23 protein-coding genes are annotated in these 26,117 nt (G+C 69.2%); 10 read left to right on the forward strand and 13 right to left on the reverse strand.

Annotation, left to right across the window (positions count from 1 at the left end; translation table 11 throughout):
• Positions 1-370: 370 nt before the first annotated feature.
• Positions 371-1,639, forward strand: a complete 1,269-nt coding sequence (ampC, locus tag ON38_RS13730; protein WP_083872667.1) for a class C beta-lactamase — start codon at positions 371-373, stop codon at positions 1,637-1,639.
• A gap of 76 nt (positions 1,640-1,715) precedes the next feature.
• On the opposite strand, the gene ON38_RS13735 is transcribed toward ampC, so the two are convergent.
• The 3 genes from ON38_RS13735 to ON38_RS13745 form a co-directional block, all read right to left on the reverse strand.
• Positions 1,716-1,958 (reverse strand): hypothetical protein, encoded by a 243-nt coding sequence (locus tag ON38_RS13735; protein WP_051164716.1) that lies wholly within the window; start codon positions 1,956-1,958, stop codon positions 1,716-1,718.
• A 46-nt stretch (positions 1,959-2,004) separates the two neighbouring features.
• Positions 2,005-2,952 (reverse strand): endonuclease/exonuclease/phosphatase family protein, encoded by a 948-nt coding sequence (locus tag ON38_RS13740; protein ID WP_039825174.1) that lies wholly within the window; start codon positions 2,950-2,952, stop codon positions 2,005-2,007.
• A 299-nt stretch (positions 2,953-3,251) separates the two neighbouring features.
• The gene (locus ON38_RS13745; protein WP_039825218.1) at positions 3,252-4,079 is read right to left on the reverse strand and encodes a mycofactocin-coupled SDR family oxidoreductase; all 828 of its coding nucleotides are present in this window, start codon (positions 4,077-4,079) and stop codon (positions 3,252-3,254) included.
• 237 nt (positions 4,080-4,316) lie between these two features.
• Between ON38_RS13745 and ON38_RS13750 the strand changes: the two genes are divergently transcribed.
• Positions 4,317-5,555 (forward strand): cytochrome P450 family protein, encoded by a 1,239-nt coding sequence (locus tag ON38_RS13750; protein WP_039825175.1) that lies wholly within the window; start codon positions 4,317-4,319, stop codon positions 5,553-5,555.
• A 27-nt stretch (positions 5,556-5,582) separates the two neighbouring features.
• Here ON38_RS13750 and ON38_RS13755 read toward each other — a convergent pair whose 3' ends face one another.
• The 5 genes from ON38_RS13755 to ON38_RS13775 form a co-directional block, all read right to left on the reverse strand.
• Positions 5,583-7,220, reverse strand: coding sequence for a SulP family inorganic anion transporter (locus ON38_RS13755; protein ID WP_051164717.1), 1,638 nt, complete (start codon positions 7,218-7,220; stop codon positions 5,583-5,585).
• Positions 7,214-9,058 carry a phosphoenolpyruvate carboxykinase (GTP) gene (locus ON38_RS13760; protein ID WP_039825220.1) on the reverse strand — a complete coding sequence of 615 codons (1,845 nt, stop codon included), beginning with the start codon at positions 9,056-9,058 and terminating at the stop codon, positions 7,214-7,216. The genes ON38_RS13755 and ON38_RS13760 overlap by 7 nt, the downstream gene beginning before the upstream one ends.
• A gap of 126 nt (positions 9,059-9,184) precedes the next feature.
• A complete protein-coding gene (locus ON38_RS13765) occupies positions 9,185-9,514 on the reverse strand; it encodes an ArsR/SmtB family transcription factor (protein WP_039825176.1) in 330 nt (109 codons plus the stop codon).
• Between the two features lie 140 nt (positions 9,515-9,654).
• Complete coding sequence (locus ON38_RS13770; RefSeq protein WP_039825177.1) at positions 9,655-10,860, reverse strand: MFS transporter; 1,206 nt, start codon at positions 10,858-10,860, stop codon at positions 9,655-9,657.
• An 18-nt stretch (positions 10,861-10,878) separates the two neighbouring features.
• A complete protein-coding gene (locus tag ON38_RS13775) occupies positions 10,879-11,937 on the reverse strand; it encodes an ABC transporter substrate-binding protein (protein ID WP_039825178.1) in 1,059 nt (352 codons plus the stop codon).
• A 154-nt stretch (positions 11,938-12,091) separates the two neighbouring features.
• On the opposite strand from ON38_RS13775, the gene ON38_RS13780 reads away from it, so the two are divergent.
• Both ON38_RS13780 and ON38_RS13785 read left to right on the forward strand, forming a co-directional pair.
• Complete coding sequence (locus ON38_RS13780; protein WP_039825179.1) at positions 12,092-13,681, forward strand: FAD-dependent oxidoreductase; 1,590 nt, start codon at positions 12,092-12,094, stop codon at positions 13,679-13,681.
• The gene (locus ON38_RS13785) at positions 13,678-14,031 is read left to right on the forward strand and encodes a 4Fe-4S dicluster domain-containing protein (RefSeq protein ID WP_039825180.1); all 354 of its coding nucleotides are present in this window, start codon (positions 13,678-13,680) and stop codon (positions 14,029-14,031) included. Before ON38_RS13780 ends, ON38_RS13785 begins: the two co-directional genes overlap by 4 nt.
• Positions 14,032-14,112: 81 nt before the next feature.
• Here ON38_RS13785 and ON38_RS13790 read toward each other — a convergent pair whose 3' ends face one another.
• The 3 genes from ON38_RS13790 to ON38_RS13800 all read right to left on the reverse strand — a co-directional run bounded on the left by ON38_RS13790 (position 14,113) and on the right by ON38_RS13800 (position 16,566).
• Positions 14,113-14,517 (reverse strand): nuclear transport factor 2 family protein, encoded by a 405-nt coding sequence (locus ON38_RS13790; RefSeq protein ID WP_039825181.1) that lies wholly within the window; start codon positions 14,515-14,517, stop codon positions 14,113-14,115.
• A 170-nt stretch (positions 14,518-14,687) separates the two neighbouring features.
• The gene (locus ON38_RS13795; RefSeq protein WP_039825182.1) at positions 14,688-15,065 is read right to left on the reverse strand and encodes a PPOX class F420-dependent oxidoreductase; all 378 of its coding nucleotides are present in this window, start codon (positions 15,063-15,065) and stop codon (positions 14,688-14,690) included.
• Positions 15,066-15,096: 31 nt separating this feature from the next.
• Positions 15,097-16,566 carry an MFS transporter gene (locus ON38_RS13800; RefSeq protein WP_039825183.1) on the reverse strand — a complete coding sequence of 490 codons (1,470 nt, stop codon included), beginning with the start codon at positions 16,564-16,566 and terminating at the stop codon, positions 15,097-15,099.
• Positions 16,567-16,620: 54 nt separating this feature from the next.
• Here ON38_RS13800 and ON38_RS13805 point away from each other — a divergent pair, with 54 nt between their 5' ends.
• From ON38_RS13805 to ON38_RS13820, 4 genes are all read left to right on the forward strand, one after another.
• The gene (locus ON38_RS13805; RefSeq protein WP_051164718.1) at positions 16,621-17,367 is read left to right on the forward strand and encodes a TetR/AcrR family transcriptional regulator; all 747 of its coding nucleotides are present in this window, start codon (positions 16,621-16,623) and stop codon (positions 17,365-17,367) included.
• Between the two features lie 184 nt (positions 17,368-17,551).
• Positions 17,552-18,319 (forward strand): SDR family oxidoreductase, encoded by a 768-nt coding sequence (locus ON38_RS13810; protein ID WP_039825184.1) that lies wholly within the window; start codon positions 17,552-17,554, stop codon positions 18,317-18,319.
• A gap of 170 nt (positions 18,320-18,489) precedes the next feature.
• A complete protein-coding gene (locus ON38_RS13815; protein ID WP_218000779.1) occupies positions 18,490-19,266 on the forward strand; it encodes a nucleotidyltransferase domain-containing protein in 777 nt (258 codons plus the stop codon).
• Between the two features lie 263 nt (positions 19,267-19,529).
• The gene (locus ON38_RS13820) at positions 19,530-20,021 is read left to right on the forward strand and encodes a hypothetical protein (protein ID WP_039825186.1); all 492 of its coding nucleotides are present in this window, start codon (positions 19,530-19,532) and stop codon (positions 20,019-20,021) included.
• 7 nt (positions 20,022-20,028) lie between these two features.
• Here ON38_RS13820 and cobN read toward each other — a convergent pair whose 3' ends face one another.
• Positions 20,029-23,661: a cobaltochelatase subunit CobN gene (gene cobN / locus ON38_RS13825; RefSeq protein WP_039825187.1), complete on the reverse strand. Its 3,633-nt coding sequence runs from the start codon at positions 23,659-23,661 to the stop codon at positions 20,029-20,031.
• A 347-nt stretch (positions 23,662-24,008) separates the two neighbouring features.
• On the opposite strand from cobN, the gene ON38_RS13830 reads away from it, so the two are divergent.
• Positions 24,009-24,410 (forward strand): PaaI family thioesterase, encoded by a 402-nt coding sequence (locus tag ON38_RS13830; RefSeq protein ID WP_039825188.1) that lies wholly within the window; start codon positions 24,009-24,011, stop codon positions 24,408-24,410.
• Between the two features lie 37 nt (positions 24,411-24,447).
• Positions 24,448-25,632 carry a precorrin-3B synthase gene (gene cobG, locus ON38_RS13835; protein WP_039825189.1) on the forward strand — a complete coding sequence of 395 codons (1,185 nt, stop codon included), beginning with the start codon at positions 24,448-24,450 and terminating at the stop codon, positions 25,630-25,632.
• A gap of 45 nt (positions 25,633-25,677) precedes the next feature.
• Here the strand turns inward: cobG and ON38_RS36045 are convergent, their stop codons facing one another.
• Entirely contained in the window at positions 25,678-25,851 is a 174-nt protein-coding gene (locus ON38_RS36045; RefSeq protein ID WP_157181765.1) for a hypothetical protein, read from the reverse strand.
• Positions 25,852-26,117: the final 266 nt, after the last annotated feature.

The raw sequence follows: 26,117 nt of genomic DNA on the forward strand, positions 1-26,117 counted from the left end.
GTCCCCGGCCACCAGCTTCTCCGGTCCGGTCCCGGTGCCGGTACCGATCAGACCGTCGACTTCGGCCCGGACCTTCTGGACGTAGGTCTGGACATAGCCGGACAGACGGTTCGCGAAGGCGACGTACTCGTGCGGGACCCGCGACACCGGCAACCTCTCAGAAATCAGAAACGCCGGTCATTCTATTTTACGGCGTCCAATCGATGTTCACCGGCTATCGATACCGGTAGAAGCAGCCGACAACAGAAGAAAAGCACCGCTCGGCGCCCGCAGTGCTCAGGTACGGGCCGGTGCCGGATCAGGCAACCGGGAAGACCTCACCGCGGTGCTCGAGCCGGTGGCGCGGGGCCGTTCGCCTACCGTGCCACCCATGGGGTTTCGAGATATCGAGGCAGCGTACGAATCCGGCGGGCGCAGGCCGGGGCATCGCGCCGGGCATCCGCGCCCGGGCCGCGCCGATGGGGCGTGGGTGTCCGATGGCGCGCGGTGGGTCCGGGCGGCAGCCGTCCTGCTCGCAGGCCTACTCATGGCCGCGTGCACCGGGGAATCACCCGCCCCGGCGGCAGCCGCCGATCCGCTGGACACCATCGTGCACGAGACCTTCACGGCTTTGCGCGAGGCCCACGGGATTCCCGGTATCGCCGTGGGGGTGATCCACGGGGACCGGACGCGGCTCTTCGGATTCGGCACCACCGCACCCGGCGGTGACCGCCCGGTCACCGAGCACACGATCTTCGAGGTCGGCTCGATCAGCAAGTTGTTCACCACATTGCTGGCCGGTTCCGCCGCGGCCCGGCAGCGCCTCGACCTCGACGCCACTCCCGGCCGGTACCTGCCGCAGCTCCGCGATCGCCCGATCGACAGCGCGCGGATCAGAGATCTCGCGACCTACACCGCGGGTGGTCTGCCGCAGCAGTTCCCAGCCGAGGTGACCACAGAAGCCGAGATGTGGCACTACTTCCAGCAGTGGCACCCGACCTACCGGCCGGGTACCACGCGTCTCTACGGAAACCCGGGCATGGCCCTGCTGGGACAGGTGACCGGCGCGGCACTCGGCCGGTCGTTCGAGGACGCGATGCGCAGCGAGGTGCTCGAACCGCTCGGCCTCCGGCACACCTACTTCGATGTGCCGGCACCGCGCCAGGACGACTACGCCTGGGGGAATGCGCAATCGGGTGCTCCGGTGCGGGTATCTCCCGGCCCCGGGGATACCGAGGCCTACGGTCTGAAGACGACCGCTGCCGACCTGCTGTCCTTCGTCGCGGCGAATATGGACCACCGGCGAGCTCCGCTCGGCATGCGCGGGTCACTGAACGCGACCCGGCACGGCTACTACCGGGTGGGCCCGATGACACAGGCGCTGGGGTGGGAACGCTTCGACTACCCCACCTCGCCCGAGACGCTACAGGCCGGTAACTCGGCCGAGATCGTCAACCGGCCGCAGCCGGTGACACCGGCCGGGGGACCCGCCGGCCCGGTATTGTTCGACAAGACCGGGTCCACCGGCGGATTCGGTGCCTACGTCGCTTTCGTACCCGATCGTTCCATTGCCGTCGTCGTGCTGATGAACCGGAACATCCCGATACCCGCCCGGGTCGCCGCCACCCACCGGGTGATCGAAGCGCTCGACTCCCGGTAGCGACCGCCTGTGGTGGGCACTCACCGACTCGCGACCGGGACACCGGTTTTCAGGGGCACGGGCCGGCCGCGAACACTCAGTGCTTGCGTTTGGAGGTGGTGGGTTTGCTGGGTTTCTTCTTGCTGTTGTTCTTGCCGTCGCTGTCGGGCTCCCATTCATAGCCGGGAGTTCCTTTCTCGCAATAGGAATCGGCGACCTTGGTATCGGTGGCGTCGAATTCGCACCACCGGTCGCTGCTGCAGGCGACCGAACCGAGGCCGGCCGCGAGGGCGATCACCACGGTGCCGGTGACAGTACGCAGACGGGTGCCGGAATACATGCTCTCTCCTGGATCTACGAGGGAAGGGAGACCGCGCGGTGGCGGATCAGGGGGTGAGCCGGAGGCGGGCCACGACGGCGCGGTGGTCCGTACCCGCGAGGGTGAATGTACTGATGTGCTCGGTGGTGCCGCCGGATACCAGAATATGATCGATTCCGATCAGCGGACCCCAGGTTCGGTCGGCCGGATAGGTGAGCAGCCGTCCCGCGCCGGCCTGTTCCGCGGCGGCGGCGAAATCGCCGCTCACCAGGCGGCGGAAGGCCGCGTGGTCGCTGGTCGCGTTGAAATCGGCGCCGACCACCGCCGGGCCCGGTGATTCGCGCAGAACGGCGTCGACGGCACTCATCTCCTTCGCCCAGACGGCGGCGTCGGCGGTCGGCGGGAGCGGGTGGAAGGCGTGCACTGCGACAGGTCCGAGAGCGGGATGGATGAGCGTCACGGACAGGTTGCCGAGAACGAACCCCTGATGCCGCACCGGATCCGACAGCGGGTACCGGCTGTAGATACCGGTGCCGCCGCCCCCGGGCCCGGAATCCAGGTAGCTGTGCGGGAGCAGCGTGCCCAGACCTGCCGCGCTCAGCGCGTCGACCGCCTCGGGGGTGAGCTCGTCCACGGTGAGCACATCGACACCGCGCTCCCGGACGGCGGTCACGAGCGCGGTCGTATCCGCCCCACCGAACAGGAGATTCGATTGGAGCACGGTCAGTTCGGCGCCGGCCGCGGCCCGACTGTCCGGAACGAACAGCGGCAGCTGGGTCCACAGCACCCCGGCGAGCACGACGACCGCCGCCGCGGCGCTGCGCCATCCGCGCGCGGCCAGGAACAGCAGCAGGGCCGCCACGGCGCCCAGCATCAGATACGTCGCTCCCGCCGCCAGCAGGATCAGTTCCCGCCGCTGCCAGCCCCCGAGATAGAGGGCCAGGCCGAAGGTTCCGGCCAGCAGCGCACACCACCCCGCGCCGAGCAGCACCCGGCGGACAACTCCGTGCCTCATATCCGCAAACCTATCGGGCGCGCTCGAGAAAACCTTGCGAAGTCCTTGCGGCGGCGGCCGCCCGGCCCCCGCTCCGGCAGTTCGGTGTGCGGAAGGCGGATCACGCCTGGTGGCCCGTTTCTGACGATCCGCACGGTGAATGGCTCATATATCCCGGCAGGCGACCGACCCGACTGCGGCGCCGGCACCGCGCCCGGTTACGCGGCACTCCGGCGCTCGAACCGTACCCGAGACCATGGTTGCGGAACCGGTGCGCGGGGGCAACGGAAACGAACGGGACGGCTATCCGCGCTCGGCGTTCAGAGGGCCCCACCGGCATCGATCTGCTGAGTGGTCCCGGTGATGTAGCGGGCGTCGTCGGAGACCAGATGCAGGACCGTGGCGGTGATGTCCTCCGGCTCCAGGGCAACCACCGGGAGCCGGTTCAGGGCGCGGGCCGCCTCTTCGAAATCGGCGCGGTCCGGGTTCGGCAGATCCGGCCGGAACAGGCGATAGGTGGCGTCGTTGAGGATCATGGGGGTGGCGACGGTCGTCGGGTGCACGGTGTTCACCCGGATATCGTGCGGGGCCAGCTCTTTGGCGAGCACCTTCATCAGCATCACCAGGCCGGCCTTGGACGCCGCATAGTGGGCGGTGTTCTCGTTGGCGTGGTATGCGGCCAGCGAACTCGTGATCACCACCGAGCCGCCCCGGCCGCCCTCGATGATGTGCGGAACGGCGGCCTTGAGCGATTTCCACACCCCGGTGAGGTTGATATCGATCATGTCCTGCCAGACGTCTTCGCTCATCTCCAGCGTCGGTGCCGGACTGGAGATACCGGCATTGGCGACGACGATATCGAGCCGACCGAATTCCGCCACTCCCGCGGAGACCGCCGCGGTCAGCGCGGCGAGATCACGGACATCGGCGTCGCGGGCGACGATGCGGCGACCGGCGGCCTCTACCAGGCGGACGGTCTCCGCGAGGTCGGCGGCATCGGCCAGCGGATACGGGACGCTGGCGACCTCGGCCGTGGTGTCGACGGCGATGATATCGGCGCCCTCCTGCGCAAAACGTACTGCGTGCGAGCGCCCCTGGCCCCGCGCGGCACCTGTGACGAATGCTGTCCTGCCATCCAATTTGCCCATGGGATACTCCGTATCACGCGCCGTATCTGCACCTTTGCCGTAGATCGACAATATGACACCGACTGTCGAAAGTCGATGGGCATTGTGCCCACCTACGGCAACCCGGGCGCAACCTTCCACGCGGGAAGTGACCTATGATCTTGGTGCCCGCAGCGCAGCGGACCGGCCGAAACAGTTCCCCGGGCCAACGTCTCTGCCTCGCTCTGGCGTTGGCTGCCGATATGCTTGGAGCACGCCATGAACACGCCGCCCGACCCCGTGCCGTCACCTCTGGGCCCCGGTCGAGGCGATGAAGAGCGATACCCGCTGTACTGCGCCGAATTCACCGCCGACCCGCACCGCGCCTACCAGGAGATGCGGGAACGCCACGGCACCCTGGTGCCGGTGGAGCTGGCGCCCGGCGTCCCCGCCACCCTGGTGATCGGATACCGAGCGGCGCTCCGCATTCTCAACGACCCGGACCGGTTTCCCGCCGATCCCCGCCACTGGGAGAAGACCGTCCCCGCCGACTGCCCGGTGCTGCCGGTACTGCAGTACCGGCCGAACGCACCGCGCAGTGCCGGCGCCGAGCACACGCGCTACCGGCGCGCCGTCACCGCGGCGCTGGCCGGAGTGGATCTACACCGGCTGCGTGAGACCGTCGAACGCTGCGCGGCACCCCTGATCAACAGGTTCTGCGAGTCCGGTTCGGCCGATCTGGTCGCCCAGTACGCCTTCCCGCTGACCTTCGAGGTCATCAACGCAATGCTCGGCTGCCCACCCGAGATCAGCGATCGCGCCGCCGCCGCGACCGCCGCCATCTTCGACGGCGTCGACGCGGAGAAAGGGAACCTGTTGTTCGGCGAGGCGGTGCAGGAACTGGTGGACGCCAAACGCACCGCACCGGGCGACGATGTCACCACCCGGCTGCTGCACCACTCCGCGGCGCTCGACGCGACCGAGATGACCCATCAGGTGGTCGCCCTCTACGGCGTCGGCATGGGGCCGATGCAGAGCCTGATCATCAACACCCTGTGCCTGATCCTCACCGACGACAGGTTCGCCGACGAGATGCTCGGCGGCGCGCTGGCGACCCGGGACGCGCTCGACGACGTGCTGTTCGACGATCCGCCGCTACCCAATGCCAGTGTCACCTATCCGCGGCAGCCCACTCTGGTCGACAACGTCTGGTTGCCCGCCCATCAGCCGGTGGTGATCGGTCTCGCGGGATGCAACAAGGATCCGGAGATCGGGACCGGTCACCACGCCGGCAACCGGTCGCATCTGGCCTGGGGTGCCGGACCGCACGCCTGCCCCGCCCAGCCGACCGCCTATCTGATCGCGCAGGAGGCCATCGACCAGTTGCTCGACGCGCTGCCCGAACTGCGGCTCGCGGTCCCGGTGGCGGAACTGGTCTGGCGACCGGGCGCGCTGCACCGCACCCTCGCCGCGCTCCCCGTCACCTTCCCGCCCGCACCACCGCTGCCGGTGGGCTGAGCGGGTTCGACGAGCAGCCGGGAGGGCTCATCGGCCCACAGCGTCGGGTAGGTGGCCGCGGGCGTAGGCGACCGCGTCGTCGGTGTGGGTGAACAGGTGGTCGGGGCCGGGGAGGGCGCCGAAGGCGGCGAGGCGGTGGTGGTGCTCGGCGCGCAGACCGGACATGAGCACAGTGATACCGCGGCGCCGGAGTTCGATGATGGCGTCCTCGAGGGCGAGAATTCCGGTGGTGTCGAGGGCGGTGAGGTGCGACATGCGCAAGATGACGACGCGGACGTCGGAGACGTGGGCGAGTTCGAACAGGAAGCGATGGGCGGCCGCGAAGAACAGGGGGCCGTCGAGGCGGTAGGCGACGATGTGGTCGCGGAGCAGGTCATGTTCTTCGGTGAGGTGGTCGCTCTCGTCCAGGGGAAGTCGGCGCAGGCGTGCTTCGCGAGCGACCGTGCGCAGGGCGATCAGGACCGCGATCCCGACACCGACGGCGACGGCGGTGACGAGGTCGAAGGCGACGGTGGCGGCGAAGGTGATCACCATGATCGCGGTGTCACCGCGGGAGGTGCGAGCGATCGCGGCCAAGGACGCGGTTTCGACCATCCGCACCGTGGTGGCCAATAGCACACCGGCGAGAGCGGCCAGCGGGATGTGGGCGACCAGGGGGGCGGCGAGGTAGAGCAGGGCGGCAAGGACGACCGCGTGGGTGAGGGCGGCGAGGCGGGTGCGCGCGCCGGAGCGGACGTTGACCGCGGTGCGGGCGATCGCGCCGGTGGCGGGGACACCACCGAACAGTGGTGCGGCGATATTGGCCAGGCCTTGGCCGAACAGTTCGCGGTCGGGATCGTGGCGGGTACCCACCGACATCGAGTCCGCGGCGGTGGCCGACAGCAGTGATTCCAGGGCGGCGAGCGCAGCGACGGCCAGCGCGGGCGCGATGAGCGACCCGAGCCGGGTGGGGTCGAGGAACCCGAGGGATGGAGCGGGTAACCCGGCGGGCAGTGCCCCGATGCGGATGAGGTCGAGCCCGGCCGCTCCGGCGACGACGGTGGCGACCACGATCGCGACGAGCGCAAAGGGCAGTTTTGGCAGGTAACGTCCGCCGACCAGGACGGCGGCGGCGACCAGCAGGGCGGTCACCGGTGGGACGGGGTCGGGATGATCGAGATAGTGGGAGATGGCGTCGGAGGCCAGCTGCCACATCTTTTCGCCCTCGGCGTCGGCGATTCCGAGGGCCGGCGGGACCTGCTGCAAGGCGATCACCACGGCGATGCCCGCGGTGAATCCCTCGATTACCGGGGCAGGCATGTAACGGACCGCGCGACCGACTCCGGCCAGCGCGAGAACGACCAGCATGACACCGGCCATCAATCCGACGGCGAGGACACCGGGGCCGCCGTGTTCGGCCACGATGGGCAGCAGCACGACCGTCATGGCGCCGGTGGGGCCGGAGACCTGGAAGCGGGAGCCACCGAAGACAGCGGCCACGACGCCGGCGATGATCGCGGTGGCCAGCCCCGCGGCAGCGCCGAGCCCGGAGCTGATCCCGAAACCCAGGGCCAGCGGCAGGGCGACCAGGGCGACGATGACACCGGCCAGCAGATCCGGGCCGGGGCTACGCAGCGCGGGTGTCCAGTCCGCCGGGGTGGGCAGTAGCGCGCGCCGGGTCACGATGCCCCGGCGGCCCGCGCCGGAATGTGGGCCAGACGGTTCTTCAGCGCCGCGAGTTGGTCACACAGTGGTGCGGGCAGGGTGTCGGAGCCGATGCTCGCGTACCAGTCCTCGATCGAGGCGACCTCGTCGGCCCATTCGTCGTGGTGGACCTCCAGCGCGGCGTAGACTCGGCGTTTTTCGGTATCGGAGAACCCGGACAGGTCCAGTGAGTGCGGCAGCGGGACGTAGCCGACAGCGGTACAGTCCGCGGCGGCGGTGCCTTCGATCCGTTCCAGCGCCCATTCGAGCACCCGGATGTTGTCCCCGAATCCGGGCCACAGGAACCGACCGTCCGTATCGCGGCGGAACCAGTTGACCTGGAATATCTTCGGAAGCTTCGCCGGGTCCGCCGTGTCGCCCAGGCGCAGCCAGTGCGCAAAGTAGTCACCGACGTGGTAACCGAGAAAAGGCAGCATTGCCATCGGATCCCGCCGCACCACACCGACCTGTCCCGCGGCCGCAGCGGTTGTCTCCGAGGACAGCACCGAGGCGGTGAACACTCCGTGAGTCCAGTCGAAGGATTCGGCGATCAAGGGGATCGTGGTGGCGCGGCGGCCACCGAAGAAGATCGCCGAAAGCGGGACCCCGGTGGGGTCGTCCCATTCCGGGGCCACCGACGGACACTGTTCGATCGGGGTGCAATACCGCGAGTTCGGGTGCGCGGCCGGACCGGTCGCCGACTCGGGGGTCCAGTCGTTGCCGCGCCAATCGGTCAGATGCCACGGCGGAGTGTCGGTGAGTCCTTCCCACCACACGTCACCGTCGTCGGTGAGGGCGGTGTTGGTGAAAATCGAATTGCCGTGCTCGATGGTGACGATCGCGTTCGGGTTGGTCTTCGCGCCGGTGCCCGGCGCTACACCGAAGAACCCGGCCTCCGGGTTCACCGCGTACAAGCGCCCGTCGGCGCCGAACCGCAGCCAGGCGATATCGTCGCCGACCGTTTCGGCCTTCCATCCATCGAGCGCGGGTTCGAGCATGGCGAGGTTGGTCTTACCGCACGAGGACGGGAACGCCGCCGCCACATAATGGGTACGGCCTTGCGGTGAGGTGAGTTTGAGAATCAGCATATGCTCGGCCAGCCACCCCTCGTCGCGGGCCAGAACCGAGGCGATCCGCAGCGCGAAGCACTTCTTGCCCAGCAGGGCGTTGCCACCGTAGCCGGAGCCGTAACTCCAGATGGTGCGATCCTCGGGGAAGTGTGCGATGTACTTCGTGTGGTCGCACGGCCACGCCACATCCGGTTGCCGCGGGCCCAGGGGCGCGCCGACCGAGTGCAGGCATTTGACGAACTCCGCTGTCTCGCCGAGCTTGTTCCACACCGGTGTCCCGGAGCGGGCCATGATCTGCATCGAGACCGCGACGTATTCCGAATCGGTGATCTGCACACCGTATTTCGGGTCCCCGGCGTCGAGTGGACCCATGCAGAACGCGATCACATACATGGTGCGCCCGGCCATCGCGCCGCGATAGTGCTCGGTCATCACCGTGCGCATATCGACCGGATCCACCCAATTGTTCGTCGGCCCCGCGTCGCGGCGATCCCGTGAGCAGATGAACGTGCGGTCCTCCACCCGCGCCACGTCTTCGGGATCGGAGACACACCAGAACGAGTTCGGCTTCGCCGACAATGCCACGAAGGCGCCCTTGTCCACCAGGCGCGCGGTCAACCGATCCCACTCCTGCCGGGTCCCGTCGCACCACACGACATCCTCCGGTGCCGTCAGATCCACCACCTCGGCCACCCAGGCCAGGATCTGCGCATGACCGGTGGGCGCGGCCACCGCTGCTGTCCCGAGCATGTGATCGGTCTCCACCACCATCTCCTCCGTGAACAACTAGATGACTATGTAGGAAATTATGCAATCAAGCAGGATGATATCGCCGGCGACCCGGCATCTGCCGTGGGGGCCTCGGACGACCGGCTGTCAGGCGGGCTGTTCCAGAACCTCCGCCTGGCCCGCCACCACCCCGGTCAAGATGGCCCGCGCAGTGGTCAGCAACTGTGCCACCTGCGGCGAGGTCAGCTCGTAGATCACCGACAAACCCTCCCGGCGGCTGGTGATCAGACCCGCCCGCCGCAACACGGCCAGCTGCTGGGACAAGTTCGCCGCCTCGACATCGATATCGTTCAGCATCTCCGATACCGCGTGCTCACGCCGACTGAGCAACTCCAGCACCCGGATTCGCACCGGATGCCCCAGTGTCTTGAAGAACTCCGCTTTCATCTGATAGAGAGGCCTACTCGAACCCGGCATCGCTCCCGCCTTCCGGTCGCCCTGCTATTTGCACAGATTAGCAAGCAGAAAATTCGCGTGTCCGCGGGGTTCGTATCGCCGCCCACCGCTACCTCATGGCCGGAGCCGACGTGGTGGTGCGCCCTGGCCGGAAGCGCGGGCTATCGCGCGACCAGATCGGGTGCGCAACGACCGGGAGCCGGAACGAATCGCGGGATGTAGCGGAACATCACCGCGGCGCCGGTCACCGAGACCACACCCAGAGCCGCCACCGCGACACCCAGCGCGACCACGGTGGCCGCGGCCCCGGCGGCCAACGGCCCGAGGAACATCCCGAAATCATGGGTGAGCCGCCAGGCCGCCAGGAATTCCGCGCGGGTGGCGGCCGGGGCCACATCGGCGCCCAGGGTCATGATCACGCCGTTACCGAAACCGTTGCCGATCCCCATGATCACGGCCACCGCACCGATGGTCCACACATCGCCGGCCAGCGGCAGCAGGAAATAGGACAGCGCGATGATCAGCAGCGACGGTACCGCGATGAACCGGCGGCCGTAACGGTCCATCAGCTGCCCGGCCGGATACGAACACAGCAGATCGAACGCGGCGCCGAGACCGAACACCAGCGACGCCGACGCGGCGTCCAGGCCGATATGGTCGGCCCACAGCGGAAGCGCCGCCTCCCGGGAAGCGCGGGCCGCGCCCATGAGCAGTGATCCGGTGCCCAGTGTCGCCAACAGCCGCCGGTGCCGGCGCAGGATCGTGCCCAGCGACACTCCGCCGGCCGGGGCGTCGTGGGCGCGCGGCGGATCGGGCACCCGCGACATCAGATAACCGGAGACGATCACGCCGGCCAGCTGTACTGCGAATCCGCCACGGGTCCCCACCCCGAGGATCACCAGCGCCCCCGCGAAGGGGCCGATGAGAAAGCCCAGCCGCCACATCAGCGCGAAGGTCGCCATGGCCCGGGCCCGCATCTCGACCGGGACCACCTCGGCGAGATAGCTCTGCCGCGCCAGCCCCCACACCGCGTTGGAGACCCCGGTGAGCACTGCGCCGACCGCCAGCACCGCGGGCGTCCAGGCCAGCAGCGACAGCAGTACCCCGGTGCTGCCGATCAGCGATCCGGCGATGATCGACCGCCGCTCGCCGAACCGGGCCACGACCCGCCCGGCCGGAAGATCGCCCAGTACCGCGCCGAGCCCGACGAGGGCCACGATCACCCCGGCCACGCCCACCGAGGCGCCGAGATCCCGGGCGGTCAGGGCGATCACGGGGGAACCGGCGCCCTGGCCGATACCGAACACCGCGGACGGGAGGAAAACTGTGGGCAGCAGCGGACGCAGCCTTATCCAGGTGGATGTCATACGTTCGGGTCGGCCGCGCTACCCGACCACCTTGCCGTCCGGTCCGGCGTTCTCCGGATAGGTGCCGTTGGCATAGGGATTGAACTCGTTGGTGTAGAGGTCCTTCGCGGACGGCTTCCCGCTCTCCAGCTCACCGTTGCGGACCAGCCAGTCGATCCACAGCTGGATCTCCTGCTCCCGCGTGACACCGCCGGGCCCGGCGACACCGGTGCTCTTCCAGTAGTTCGCTTTGTCGGGGCTCTCGCCCTCACGTCCGCGGCGGGTGATGATGTCCTTGAACTTCGCGATCACCTGATCACGCGGGGTGGTCTGGGCCCAGCGGATCGCGCGGGCGGTGCCCTGGGTCAGATCCGCGACCGCGTCGCGGTTACGGGCCAGGAAATCGTCGCGAACGATATAGGTGCCGTAGCTGAACGCACCGAACAGGTCGCCGTCGGTGAACAGCGGCCGGACCCCGCCCCGGGCCACCGCCTCGTCCCGCCAGATATCGAACAGCGCGACCGCATCGATCTGGCCCTGCCGCAGCGCCTGTTCCGCATTGACCGGCGGTACCACGGTCAATTCGACCCGGTCGATCTCGTCGTTGGACAGCCCCTGCCGGGCCAGCCACTCACGGGCCACGAATTCGTGGTGTGCGCCGAGGGTGTTCACCCCGAACTTCTTGCCGATCAGATCGCGGGCACTGCGGATCGGGCTGTTGTCCAGTACGTAGTACCCGGTGAAGTTTTCCTTGTCCGAGCCGTAGTAGCTGATCACCGAGGTGATCGGAGAACCCGCGGCGGCGAGTTTCACGACGGCGCCGTTGAACGCTCCGCCGATATCGGTGGCGCCGGTGGCCGCGGATTGGATGTCCTGCGGGCCGCTGGTCGTATTGCCGACCCAGTCCAGCGCCACCTTGTCGAAATAGCCCAGATCGGCGGCGAGCTCGGGATAGGTCACCTGGCCGGCCCAGCCCTGGTACCGGATGAGGGTCCGGCCGTCCTCGGTCGTCCGGGCTTCCGACGAGGTGCCGCATGCCGACACCAGAGAGACGGCCGCGAGCAGCGCGAAGAGCAAGGCCGGCACACGTTTACGCATGGCGTGATCATGACGACGCCGGCCGTCGGCGACGAGATTTGCACTACCCGCGATTCCAATCGTTGTCCGCCGGATGGCCCGGGTGCAGCCTGGCATTCGTCACTGTGACCCGCGCTGCGCCGAGGTGGACGCGGTCGCCGAACGAGGGATTCGAATGACGGATGTGCACGAGCTGAGCACCGATGTACTCGTGATCGGTGGTGGCCCCGCCGCCACCTGGGCGGCGCTGCGTGCGGCACGCGCCGGCGCGGACGTGATGCTCGCCGACAAGGGCTACTGCGGGACCAGCGGCGCCACCGCTTCGGCCGGCACCGGCGTGTGGTACGTCCCGCCGGACCCGGTCGCCCGCGAGGCCGCGATCGCGAGCCGCGCGGACCTGGGCGGCTATCTGGCCGACCGGCGCTGGTCGGAGCGGGTTCTCGACGAAACCTACGAGCGGCTGAACGAACTCGCCGACCAGGCGCGGTTTCCCTTCCCCGTGGGGCCGGACGGAAAGCAATTGCGCAATGGACTGCAGGGGCCGGAGTACATGCGGCGGATGCGGATCCGGGTACGCCGGGCCGGTGTGCGGATCCTCGACCACAGCCCGGTCACCGAACTCCTGGTCGACACGGCGGGCGCGGTCGCCGGGGCCGCGGGCTACCGGCGCCAGGCCGGCGAAAGTTACCGGGTCCGGGCCGGTGCGGTGGTGCTGGCGACCGGCGGGTGCGCTTTCCAATCCAAGGCGCTGGGCTGCGATGTGAACACCGGTGACGGCGCGCTGTTCGCGGTCGAGGCCGGGGCCGAACTGTCCGGGATGGAATTCTCGAACGCCTATGGCATCGCGCCCGAGGGCACCTCGGTGACCAAGACGGCGTTCTATCATTTCGCCACCTTCTACCGCGCCGACGGCAGTGTGCTCGAGGGCGCCGGCGGCCGCAACCGCTCCCCCATCGCGGCGGAACTGTTGCGCGACAAGGTCTACTGCCGCCTGGATCAGGCCGACGAACCGGCCCGGGCCGCCATGCGGCGGGCCCAGCCGAACTTCTTCCTCACCTTCGACCGGCTCGGCATCGACCCGTTCACGGAAAAATTCCCGATCACCCTGATCGCCGAGGGCACCGTCCGCGGCACCGGCGGTATCCGGCTCGTCACCGACGAATGCGGTACCAGTGTGCCGGGCCTCTACGCGGCCGGCGACGCCGCGACCCGTGAACTGATCTGCGGCGGTTTCACCGGCGGCGGCAGTCACAATGCCGCCTGGGCGATCTCCTCGGGTACCTGGGCGGGTGGCGGCGCCGCCCGGTACGCCCTGTCGCTCGGGGCCGGTGCGGCAGGGCGCCGGGTGACCGGAATCGGCGAGGCGGGTGCCCGGCCCGAAGGCCGCCGGATCGATTACGATCCGCGGCAGGTGGTGGCTGCCGTCCAGCGCGAGGTACTGCCCTACGACAAGAACTATCTGCGGCGCGGCAGCGTACTCACCGAATCGCTGACCGTCCTGGACGCGCTCTGGTCGGAGATCCGCGAATCCCTCGGCGGCGACGGCGCGGAGCGGGTGCGCACCCGGCAGGCCGCGGCGATGACCGCGCACGCCCGCTGGATGTACCGGGCGGCGCTGGCCCGCACCGAAACCCGGGGCATGGCGAAACGGCTGGATTTCCCCGACCAGGACCCCGGTCTGCATCATCGGCTGATCACCGGCGGGCTGGACCGGATCTGGGTGCGGCCGGAACAGGTGGCGATCCCCGCGGCGGTGGCGTCGTGATCGAACTCGTGTCCGCGCAGCGCTGCATCGCCTGCGACAAGTGCATCGCCGTGTGCCCCACCAATGTGTTCGACCGCGGTGTCGACGGCATCCCGGTGATCAGCCGGCACAGCGACTGCCAGACCTGTTTCCAGTGCGAGGCGAACTGCCCGGCCGACGCCTTGTTCGTCTCCCCACGCACCACCCCGGAACCGGAATCCTCGATGGCCGGTGACCAGGAGGAGCTGGCCCGCAACGGGCTGCTGGGCAGCTATCGCGCGCAGATCGGCTGGGGCAAGGGCCGCAAACCCGGCACGCTGCGGGCGGTCGGGCCCGCGCTGCAGCCCAACGGGTCGCCGCTCACCAGCTGATCGACCGGACCTACCGGGCAGGTGCGGTGCCTACGGGTTCCTGCCCGGCGGCGCCCTCCATGTCCCCGTACCGGTGCGCTACTACGACTCCGTACTCGCGGCGATCGCCTCGCTCTGGATCCGGTCGAACTGCGCGCCCATGGCCTCGGCCAACGCGGACGCCGCCGAGAGTGGACGCACCATCACCATGAAATCGTCGATTTTGCCGTTTTCGTCGAAGTGCAGGAAATCGCACCCGGTGAGCCGCTTACCGGCGACCGTCGCTTCGAATACCAACGCGTGGTCGCGGCCGCCGGGATCGGCGATCTCCCGGATGTAGCGGAAATCCTCGAACACCCGCAGCACACCGCGCAGAATGGCCGCGGTGATGGGTTTACCCGGGTACGGCTTGAACGCCACCGGGCTGGTGAACACCACATTGTCGGCCAGCAATGCTTCGATGGCGGCGGTATCGCGCTCCTCCACGGCCTTGCGGAACGGGTGCATCCGGAACCTCGCTACTCGATGCGCCGGCCGGGTCTGCCCCGGCCGGTCCCTCGCGCACGCTAGCCAGGTCCGGGATTGTTGTCCACGATTCACCATGTCCGCCGTGACCCGATCGCCTCGAGCCGTGGCGCCGAGCGAACCCGGGCCCCGGCACGCTCGGCCGCCGAGGTCTATCGCTGGGTGATCGCGACCCCGACCGACCCGTCCGCCCCGCGCAGCAGTTTGTGACCGCGGATCATGAGCTTGCCGATCAGGCCGTATTTCCGGCCGACCACCTCCCGGGTGCGCTCGGTACCCGCGGCGTCCAGGATCTCGGCGGCGCCGGGCAGTACCTCCCCACCCTTCGTGCGACCCCTGCTGTCCGAGACCTGCAGGGTCACCTCGGGGTTGCGGCGGATCCGCTTGACCTTCCAGGAGGTCGGGTTCGTCCACACCAGGAGGCGGTCGCCGTCGGGGGCCACCCAGACCGGCGTCCCGACGGGCGAGCCGTCCTTCTTGTAGGTGGTCAGCGAAACATATTTGGCCTGCGCCAGCTGGTCCCAGCTCATTGCTACACGGTAGGCCGACCGTGGTCGCGCGTCACGGATTGCGTACCGGGATTTCCACGGCCGGTTCTTCGCTCCCGGCCGGCTGTGGGCGGGCCCGCAGGATGAGCGCCCCGAGCAGGGCGGCCGCCACGGTGAACCCGGCACCCACCCATGCCCCCACCGACACCGCGTCGGTGAACGCTGTCTTCGCGGCGTCGGCGTACCCGAGTTCGAATGCCGCGCCGATGGATTCCCGGGCGGCCCCGGGCGCGTCGGCGGGCATCCGCGCGGTGAAGACGCCGGCCAGTACGCTGCCCAGGATGGCGATACTCAACGCCATGCCCACCTGCTGCAGGGTGTCGTTCAGGGCCGAGCCGACGCCCGCGTGCCGCAGCGGAATGGCGTTCATGATGGCGGTGTAGGCGGCCGGGCCGGCAAGACCGCCGCCGATACCCATGACCAGCATGGCGGCCAGGACCCACAGATAGCCGGTACCGGCGGCCAGTATCGCGAAGGCGGCGGCCATAACCGACAATCCCGCCACGATCAGCGTCTTGTTAGCGAGGTTCTTGCCGAGGGTGGCGCCGAGCCCGTTGCATACCGCGCCGGCCAGCGCGTAGGGCAGCAGGGCCAGACCTGCTTTCATCGGCCCGTACCCGAGGACGAACTGCAGGTACTGGGTGAGCATCAGCATGACCGCGCCCATACCGAACACCATCAGCAGCACGGTGGCGCAGGTACCGGTGAAATCGCGGTTCGCGAACAGCCCCAGGGGCAGCATCGGATGCTCCTGCCGGCGTTCCCACAGGACGAACGCGGCGGCGGAGACGACCGCAAGGATCAGCACCGCGAGGTTCCACTCGCGCTCGATGATCAGGTACACGGTCGAGGCGAGCGTGAGGATCGACAGCACCACGCCCACCGCATCGATCGGACGCTGTTCGCCGGTGGTCTCCGGCATCAGCACCAGAGCGGCCGCGATGGCGAGGACGGCCACGGGGATGTTCAGCAGGAAGACCGAGCCCCACCAGTAGTGCTGCAGCAGCAGACCGCCCAGCGTCGGACCGGCGACGATACCGAGGATCGACACCGCGGACCAGGCGGCCAGCGCCATCCGGCGTTCGCTCTCGTCGAAGGTGGTCATCAGGATCGACAGCGTCGAGGGCATCAGCAGGGCGCCGCCCACACCCATGACGGCCCGGCCGGCGACGACCTGCCAGGGTTCGGTGGCCAGGACCGCGCCCAGTGAACCCACCCCCAGCACGATCAGGCCGAGGATCAGCATCAGCCGGCGGCCGAACCGGTCGGACAGGCTGCCCGCGGTGAGCAGCAGCCCGGCGAAGACCAGCACATAGGAATCCAGAATCCACTGGATATCGGAGGGGGTCGCGTCGAGTTCCCGGATCAGTGAGGGGATCGCGATGGTGAGCACGGTGCTGTCGATCATGAGCACCAGCAGAGCGAGACACAGCGCGGCGAGAATCAGCCAGCGGCGGGGATCTCGTACAGTGTTCGAGTTCACTCGCACACTGTACGACAGTATCGAACGCTGTGCGAGTGCGTTTAAGATCAAGGGGTGACCGAGCAGTTCAGAAGTGTGTGGACCCGTGCACCCCGCCGGACCAGGACCTCGGGCCTGAGCCGGGACCAGATCGTGCGCGCCGCACTGGCAGTCCTGGACAAAGAGGGTCTCGAGGGGCTCAGCATGCGCAGACTCGGCGCCGAACTCGGGGCGGGCGCCACCAGCCTGTACTGGCATGTGGCGAACAAGAATGAACTTCTCGAACTGGCCTTGGACGAGATCTGGGGTTCGATCGACGAGGGCGGGCTGGAATCCGCCTCCGGCCTGCGCGGACTGCTCAGCACCTTCGCCTACAACTTCCGCGGTGCGTTGCTGTCGCATCCATGGGCGGCGACGCTCATTTTCCAGATACCGAGTGTCGGCCCGCAGGCCTTCCGGCTGACCGAGCGGCTGCGCCGAGCCTTCACCGAAGCGGGTTTCCGGGGCTTCGACGTCTACCTGGCCAGTGGCACCGTCACCAGTTTCGTACTCGGCCAGGTCGTGCCGCTGATCGCGATGGAGAAGGCCCACGGTGGCCCCGTGGACAGTGGCCAGGTGATGCGGATGCTGGACGAACTCAGCGCGGACTATCCGGAGATGCGCGCCGATTACCGGACGCTCAAGCCCGAGGATTCCGCGGTCGGCAATGCGCTCGGCTTCGATTTCGGGCTGCTGTGCCTGCTGGACGGGTTGGAAGCCCGGCTACGCGCCCAGCAACCCGCGCCACCCCCGGATGTGGACGAATCCCACCACCGTCGCTGACGGCCGACGAGCCGCAACCAGCGGCCCGGCCCGAGCGCACCTCATCCGGGGGGCCGAGGTGCCCGCGCGGAGATCGACCGAATCCGTCGATCGGTGACCTACGACATACAGCCGCTCTGTTATGGAGTTCGGCCGGTCGGCGTCTTGTGTTCGTTCGATACACGACGAAGCAAGGAGTCCGACCATGAGCGAGCAGAACACCGGCAGGAAAGTCGCGCTGATCACCGGAGCGAACAAGGGGATCGGGCGCGGGGCCGCCGAACAACTCGCCGCGCTGGGTACGACCGTGGTGCTCGGCGCCAGAGATCCGCAGCGGGGAGAGGAGGCCGCGGCGACGCTGCGCGCGGCGGGTGGCGACGTACATGCTGTTGTCCTGGATGTCACGGACCCGGCCGGAGTCGCGGAGGCGGCGAAACAGATCGAGGAGCGTTTCGGCCGTCTCGATGTGCTGATCAACAATGCCGGAATCACCGGCTCCGGGCAGATCTCGCCGCAGGACGCCTACGATCAGGTGCCCAGCACTGTCGATCTGCGGATGGTCCGCGCGGTGTTCGAGACCAATGTGTTCGGGGTTATCGCGGTGACCAACGCGATGTTGCCGCTGTTGCGGCGGTCAACGGCGCCGCGCATCGTGAATGTGAGCAGTCATGCCGCGTCGCTGACCCTGATCAGCGACCCGGACGGGCCTTTCGCGGGATTGTTGCCCTCGGCCGCCTACAACCCTTCCAAGTCCGCGCTGGCGGCGCTGACCGTGAACTACGCCAACGAACTGCGCAAGGACGGCTTTCTCGTCAATGCCGCCTGCCCGGGCTACGTCGACACGGACAGCAACAACCACACCGGCTTCCTCACGGTCGCGCAAGGCGCCGCGGTGCTGGTGCGCCTGGCCACCCTCGGCGCCGACGGCCCCACGGCGGGCATGTTCGGCGAGGACGGCCCCGTGCCCTGGTGACGAGGGATCGCCGGTATCGGGCGCCCGCACAGTGCGGGCTCTCGATACCATTCCGGTGACCTCCCGGGTCTGCGGCCGTGAACTTTTCGGCCCGCGATCCCGGCGAACGGCAGCGAGTCCGGTCCGGCGATGCCGACCGGCGACCACCGAATCCCCCATGCCATGAACGGATATCTGTGACCGACGAAAAGTTCCTCGCCCATGTCGCCGACCGGTTGGCGGCCCTGCCGGCGGTGCACGCCGTCACCCTCGGCGGCTCGCGCGCGCAGGGCACCCATACCCCGGACAGCGACTGGGACTTCGCGGTCTACTACCGGGGCGATTTCGACCCGGCGGATCTGCGCGCTGTCGGCTGGGCGGGTGAGGTCTCCGAGGTCGGTGGCTGGGGCGGAGGCGTGTTCAACGGCGGAGCCTGGCTCGTGATCGACGACCGGCACGTGGACGTTCACTATCGTGACCTCGACGTCGTCGAATACGAACTCGGCGAGTCCCGGCAGGGTCGCTTCCACTGGGAACCGCTCATGTTCCACCTCGCGGGGATCCCCAGTTATCTCGTGGTCGCCGAACTCGCCGTCAACCAGGTTCTGCACGGCGCTCTGCCCCGTCCCGTCTACCCGGCCGCGTTACGCCGCACGGCACCGCCGATATGGCGCGACCGCGCGACCATGACACTGCGCTACGCCCGCGACGCCTACGTCCGGCGCGGGCAGGCGACAGAAGTCGCCGGCGCGCTGGCCACCGCCGCCGCGCAGACAGCACACGCCGTGCTGGCGGCTCGCGGGGAGTGGGTCACCAACGAGAAGCGACTACTGGACCGCGCGGGGCTACGGGCCGTCGACGAGATCGTGGGCGGACTGGCGACCGACCCGGCGGTACTCGCCCGGGCGGTGGCGGCTGCCGGGGATCTGTTCGACGACACCACGCCGACCGGCGGAAACACCGTGTGATCTGTCGTTGCGCGTCGCTCGCTCGCCCCGGGTCACGATGCGGTCTCGGCAAGATCGAACATCACATGTTCGGCAAGATCGGTTTCCCCGGGTGTGTCGGCGGCCGCGGGGCTTCTAGGCTCGCGAAGGGCCGCCGCCCCCCCGTGACCAACGGCTGCGGCCCGCCCGGACACGGCGTCCAGCGACGCCGACCGCCCGACCGGCCAACGGCGTGCCGGCACCGATACCGCGCCCCGGGCGCCGACGACCCCGAAGGACCCACCGTGAAAAAGACCGTGCTCGCCGCCGCTGCCGTCGTTCTCCCGCTGGTCTCCGCGACCACAGCCGGCGCCGAACCGAGACCGGTGATCCCCGAACCGCCGGTGGCGGCCGAACAGGATTCGGTGCCCTCCGGACCGCTGGGTACCACCTTCCCGGTCCACACCGGCGGCGATATGGCCGTGACGATCGACCCCGCCGACGCGGTGGTCGAACCGCGCGCCGACGGACAGCGCGTGCTGGTCTACCACGTGACCGCCGAGCAGACCGCGGGCAACCCCTACTTCCTGCCGACCCTCGACCTGCGCATGGTGACCGCCGAGGGTACGACGGTGTATCCGCTGACCGACGTTCCCGGCGAATTCCCGGCCGGGTTCCTCGAGCCGGGGCAGCCCCGCCACGGGTTGGTCGCGTTCGGCATCGACCAGCAGCAGACACCGGCGCAGATCATCTTCGCCACCAGCGACTATTTCGTGCAGAGCAGCTGGACCCTCTGACGCCGGCCTATTCCAGCTCGCCCTCGGTCTCCAGGTACACCTGGCGCAGCCGGTCCAGCGTGTCGGGCTCCGGACTCGCCCACATCCCCCGTTCGGCCGCCTCGAGCAGCCGTTCGGCGATACCGTGCAACGCCCACGGGTTGGACCGTTCCATGAATTTGCGGTTCGTCTCGTCGAACACATAGCTCTCGGAGAGCTTCTCGTACATCCAGTCGGCGATCACATCGGTGGTCGCGTCGTAGCCGAACAGGTAGTCCACGGTGGCCGCCATCTCGAAAGCGCCCTTGTAACCGTGCCGGCGCATGGCCTCCAGCCAGCGCGGATTGACCACCCGGGCCCGGAAGACGCGCGTGGTCTCCTCCGACAGCGTGCGGGTGCGGACCGCGTCCGGGCGGGTGCTGTCGCCGATATAGGCCTCCGGGCTCTTCCCCGTCAGCGCGCGCACCGTGGCGACCATCCCGCCGTGGTACTGGAAGTAGTCGTCGGAGTCGGCGATATCGTGCTCGCGGGTATCGGTGTTCTTCGCGGCCACCGCGATCCGCCGGTACGCGGTACGCATATCGTCGGCCGCCGGAGCGCCGTCGAGATCGCGCCCGTAGGCGTAGCCGCCCCACGTGGTGTATACCTGCGCGAGATCATCGTCGGTGCGCCAGCTCTTGGAATCGATCAGCTGGAGCAGTCCGGCGCCGTAGGTGCCCGGTTTCGACCCGAAGATACGGGTGGTGGCCCGGCGCTCGTCACCGTGTTCGGCGAGATCGGCGCGGGTGTGGGCGCGGACGTAGTTGGTCTCCGCGGGTTCGTCGAGATCGGCCACGAGCCGGACCGCGTCGTCGAGCAGCGCCAGAACATGCGGGAAGGCGTCGCGGAAGAATCCGCTGATCCGTACCGTCACGTCCACGCGCGGCCGGCCCAGTTCCGCGGGGTCGATCACCTCCAGGGTGGTGACCCGGCGGCTGGCCTCGTCCCAGACCGGGCGCACGCCGAGCAGGGCGAGTACCTCGGCGATATCGTCGCCGGAGGTGCGCATGGCCGAGGTGCCCCAGACCGACAGGCCCACCGAGCGCGGGTACTCGCCGTGGTCGGCCCGATAGCGTTCGAGCAGTGATTCGGCCATGGCCTGCCCGGTTTCCCAGGCCAGCCGCGACGGTACGGCCTTGGGGTCCACGGAGTAGAAGTTACGGCCGGTCGGCAGCACATTGATCAGACCGCGCAGCGGCGAACCACTCGGGCCGGCGGGGATGAAACCGCCGTTCAGCGCATGCAGTACCCGGTCGATCTCGACGCCGGTCCCGCGCAGCCGCGGGACCACCTCGGTCGCGGCGAAACGCAGCACTGCGGCGACCGCCGCGCGATCGCCGCCGGCCGTTTCGAACAGTTCGTTCGCGTGCTCGTCGACGAGCCGGTCCACGGCCTCGGGCGCCCACCCGGCGGCCTGCAGCGCGACGATCAGTTCCCGGGCACGCGCCTCGACCGTATCGACCCGCTCCCGCGCCTCCCCACCGGATTCGCTGAGCCCCAGCGCCTCCCGCAGCCCCGGCACCGACTGCTCCCCACCCCACAACTGCCGGGCGCGCAGCATGGCCAGGACCAGGTCGACCTCGCCGTCACCGGCCGGGGCGCGGCCGAGAATGTGCAGGCCGTCGCGGATCTGGACATCTTTGATCTCGCACAGCCAGCCGTCGACGTGCAGCAGCATATCGTCGAAGGATTCCTCGTCCGGGCGTTCGGCCAGCCCCAGATCGTGGTCCATCTTCGCGGCGCGCATGAGCGTCCAGATCTGCTGCCGGATGGCGGGCAGTTTGGCCGGGTCCAACGCGGAGATGTTCGCGTGCTCGTCGAGCAGTTGCTCGAGACGGGAGATATCGCCGTAACTCTCGGCACGCGCCATCGGCGGGATCAGATGATCCACCAGGGTGGCGTGGGCGCGGCGTTTGGCCTGGGTGCCCTCCCCCGGATCGTTCACCAGGAACGGGTAGATCAGCGGCAGGTCACCCAGGGCGGCGTCGGTACCGCACGCCGCGGACATGCCCAGGGTCTTACCGGGCAGCCATTCCAGATTGCCGTGCTTACCCAGGTGCACCATCGCGTCCGCGCCGAAACCGCCGGCCTCGGCATCGGCGGAAAGCCACCGGTAGGCGGCGAGATAGTGGTGGCTGGGCGGGAGATCGGGGTCGTGGTAGATGGCGACCGGGTTCTCGCCGAAACCACGCGGCGGCTGCACCATGAGCACCACATTGCCGAATCGCAGTGCGGCGATGACTATCTCACCGCGCGGATCGGTGAAACGGTCGACATAGAGCTCACCCGGCGGTGGTCCCCACGCCTCGACGACCGCGGTGCGCAGCTCCTGCGGCAGAGTCTCGAACCAGGCGGTGTAGACGTCGGCGCCGATCCGCACCGGGTTGCCCTCGAGCTGGTCGGCGGTGAGCCAGTCGGGATCCTGCCCGCCGGCGGCGATCAGCGCGTGCATCAGCGCGTCCCCGTCGCGTTCTTCCAGGCCCGGCACCTCGCCCGCGGCGCCGAGATCGTATCCGGCGGAGCGCAATTCGGTGAGCAGCGCGATGGCGCTGGCCGGCGTATCGAGTCCGACGGCGTTACCGATGCGGGCGTGTTTGGTCGGATAGGCCGACAGCATGAGCGCCAGGCGTTTGCGGTCGGCGGGGATATGCCGCAGCCGCGCGTGCCGCACCGCGATCCCGGCCACCCGGGCGGCGCGTTCGGCGTCGGGCACGTAGGTGGACAGTCCGTCCTCGTCGAACTCCTTGAAGGAGAACGGCACCGTGATGATCCGGCCGTCGAACTCCGGGACCGCCACCTGGGTCGCCACGTCCAGCGGCGACAGCCCGTCGTCGTTGGCCTCCCACTGCGCGCGGCCGCCGGTCAGGCACAGGCCCTGCAGGATCGGTACATCCAGTTCGGCCAGTGCGCCGATATCCCAGGCCTCGTCGTCGCCGCCCGCCGTGGCCAGCGCTGGTTTGCTGCCGCCGGCCGCCAGCACGGTGACCACCAGCGCGTCGGCCTGCCGGAGGGTGGCCAGCAGGTCGGGTTCGGCGGTGCGCAGGGAGGCGCAGTAGACGGGCAGCGGCACCGCGCCGGCTTCCTCGATCGCGCCGCACAGCGCGTCGATATAGCCGGTGTTCCCGGCCAGATGCTGGGCCCGGTAGTAGACGACGCCGACCGTGGGCTTCCCGGCCACCGGTTCGGGACGCCGCGCGACGCGTTCGAGCCGGCCCCAGGCGGGCAACTGCACCGGCGGTTCGAACCCGTGCCCGGTGAGCAGGACGGTATCGGAGAGGAAGTTGTGCAGCTGGCGCAGATTCCGCGGTCCGCCGGCCGCCAGGTAGTTGTGCGCGTCGGCGGCCACACCGACCGGCACGGTCGAGCACTCCATGAGTTCGGCGTCGGGGGCCATCTCGCCGCCCACCGCCACCACCGGCACCCCGCTCGCCCGCACCGTGGCCAGGCCGTCCTCCCAGGCCCGCTTGCCGCCGAGGATCCGGACGATCACCAGGTCGGTGCCCGCGAGCAGGCCGGGCAGATCCTCCACCAGCAATCGGGCCGGATTGGCCCACCGGTACTCGGCGCCGCTGGCGCGCGCGCTCAGCAGATCCGTATCGGAGGTGGACAGCAGCAGAATCACAGCGATGACCTTCCTGGGGTGACGCGCCCGTGGGGGGTTGTGTGCTCGCCGGAGAGGGTCTGGCTGTGTCAGTGGCGCGACCGCACCGGAGTTCCACCGGTTTCCTCGTCACCCGTCGAGCCCCCGGATGCTACCGCGACCGCCGCAGGCGCCGGTCACCACACCGGCGCGCGGCACCGCCGGCGGAACTCCGGGCCGTCCCCGGCCGGCCTCGCGGAGAGCCCGATCCAGGGGCCGGAAGTCCGCGGGATCTCCCGGCCGCGGACACGACCGTGCCGGGAGACCACCGGGCGGCGCCCGCGTGTACGCGCTTGCCGACCACCCCTCGTTCCGGGTTTGCTTCTGTCATGGCCGATGACGCGGGTACCCAGCTGTTCCACCGATCCATGCCCTTCACCGAACGCCTCGGCATCGAGGTGCTCGAACACGGCCCCGAGCTGGTCCGCAGCCGCATCGCCTGGGACGAGACACTGTGCACACTGGGCGGTGCGCTGCACGGCGGAGTGCTGATGGCGCTGGCGGACTCCACCGCGGCGGTTTGCGCGTTCCTCAATCTGCCCGAGGGCGCCCAGGCGACCACCACCGTCGAATCGAAGACCAATTTCCTGCGCGCCGTGCGGTCGGGCCATGCCGAGGCGTCGTCGCGTCCGCTGCACGCCGGGCGGTCGTTCATCGTGGTCGAGACCGAGGTCCGCGACGACGCGGGCAAGCTGGTCGCGAAGGTGACCCAGACCCAGGCGGTGCGCTGAAACCGGCCCGCTCCGCCGCCCGTAAGCTGGTCGGATCATGGCTCGTACCGATCCCGACTCCTGCCCCGGTGTCCTGCGCCTGCACGAGGCCGCCGACGGCCCACTGGCCCGGATCCGGGTGCCGGGGGGAACGCTCGCGCCGGAGCAGTTGCAGACACTCGCCGCGGCCGCCGAGGAGCTCGGCGACGGGAATATCGAACTGACCTCGCGCGGCAATGTGCAATTGCGCCGGGTGCGCGACGCGGACGCGCTCGCCGCACGGCTGGCCGGCGCCGGACTGCTGCCCAGCCGGACCCATGAGCGGGTCCGTAATATCATCGCCTCGCCGCTGTCCGGCCGCGTCGGTGACCATCCCGATCTTCGGCCGCTGGTACACGCGCTGGACCGGGGACTGCTGGGCGCGCCGCGGCTGGCCGAGCTGCCGGGCCGGGTATTGTTCACCCTCGACGACGGCCGCGGTGATGTGACCCCGCTCGGCCCCGATATCGGCCTGCACCTGCTCGACGGCGACCGGTCCGCCCTCCTGCTCGCCGGGCGGGACAGCGGTATCCGCGTGACCACCACCGAAGCGCCCGAGGTGCTGCTGGCGGCCGCGCACGGATTCCTGACACTTGCCGACGGACAGTGGCGCCTGCACGAAATCGCCGACGGCCCCACCCGGCTGGCCGCGCTGCTGGGACTCGAACCCGGGCCGGACCGGTTGGAATTCGCCGGCCCCGCCGACCCGCCGATCGGCTGGCTGCCCCAGCGCGACGGTCTCGTCGCGCTGGGCGCGGGTGTCCGGCTGGGCTCGCTGCCCGCCCGTACCGCCGAATTCCTCGCCGCCGTAGAACGCCCGATCCTCCTGACTCCGTGGCGGAGCCTGATCCTCACCGATCTGGAGGAGTGGCCCGCCGAACAGGTCGTCCGGGTGCTGGCGCCGATGGGCCTCATCTTCGACGCCGCCTCACCGTGGCTGCGGATCACCGCCTGCGCGGGGGCGCCCGGGTGCGCGAAATCGCATACCGACGTCCGGGCCGACGCCGCGGCCGCTGTCGAATCGGGCCGGACGGAGGTCCCCGGGGCAGGCGGGTCGGCCACTCCGGTCGAGGCCGCCGATATCACCACGGCGGGGCGGCAGCACTGGTCCGGGTGCGAACGGCGCTGCGGCCGGCCCGCTCGGGCAGCCACCGAGGTCACTGCCACCGAGGCGGGTTACCGGGTGACACCGCCGCGCGATTGAGCCGGCGCCGCCACCGTCCTCTTCGAGCGGGCGGGTCGCGGGGTCCTACTGCGGCTGCGAGGTCGAGGACTTCTCGATGGGCCGGGAGCGCCGGTCCCCGTCGTCCTGTTTGCCATGGCTGGCCACCAGCAGCACGACGATCAACAGCCCCATCACCGCCGCCACGGCCAGCGAAGCCGACGGCTTGCGCAGCTGTTCGGTTTCCTCGCGCACTGACATCTCTTCCGGCAACTGTGGGATGGATCCGACTGCGTGGTACTCGGGTCGCGTCCCGGCTGCCGGGCATCCGTTCGACCGATCCGTACTTCCGGTGACGAACGACGAACTACCTTGGCGGGCCTGAACTGTGAGCATGCAGAAATCGTATCGACGTTCGTCCGACGGGCAGCCGGAAATTTCCCGCTAATGGGAAATTAACATCGAATTAATGCGAGGGTGGTCCAGGACACATAGCCGCCGGTCAGCGGCCTGGAGTCGGGATCGGC

This window comes from Nocardia testacea NBRC 100365 (assembly GCF_000308775.1).
GTDB lineage: Bacteria > Actinomycetota > Actinomycetes > Mycobacteriales > Mycobacteriaceae > Nocardia > Nocardia testacea.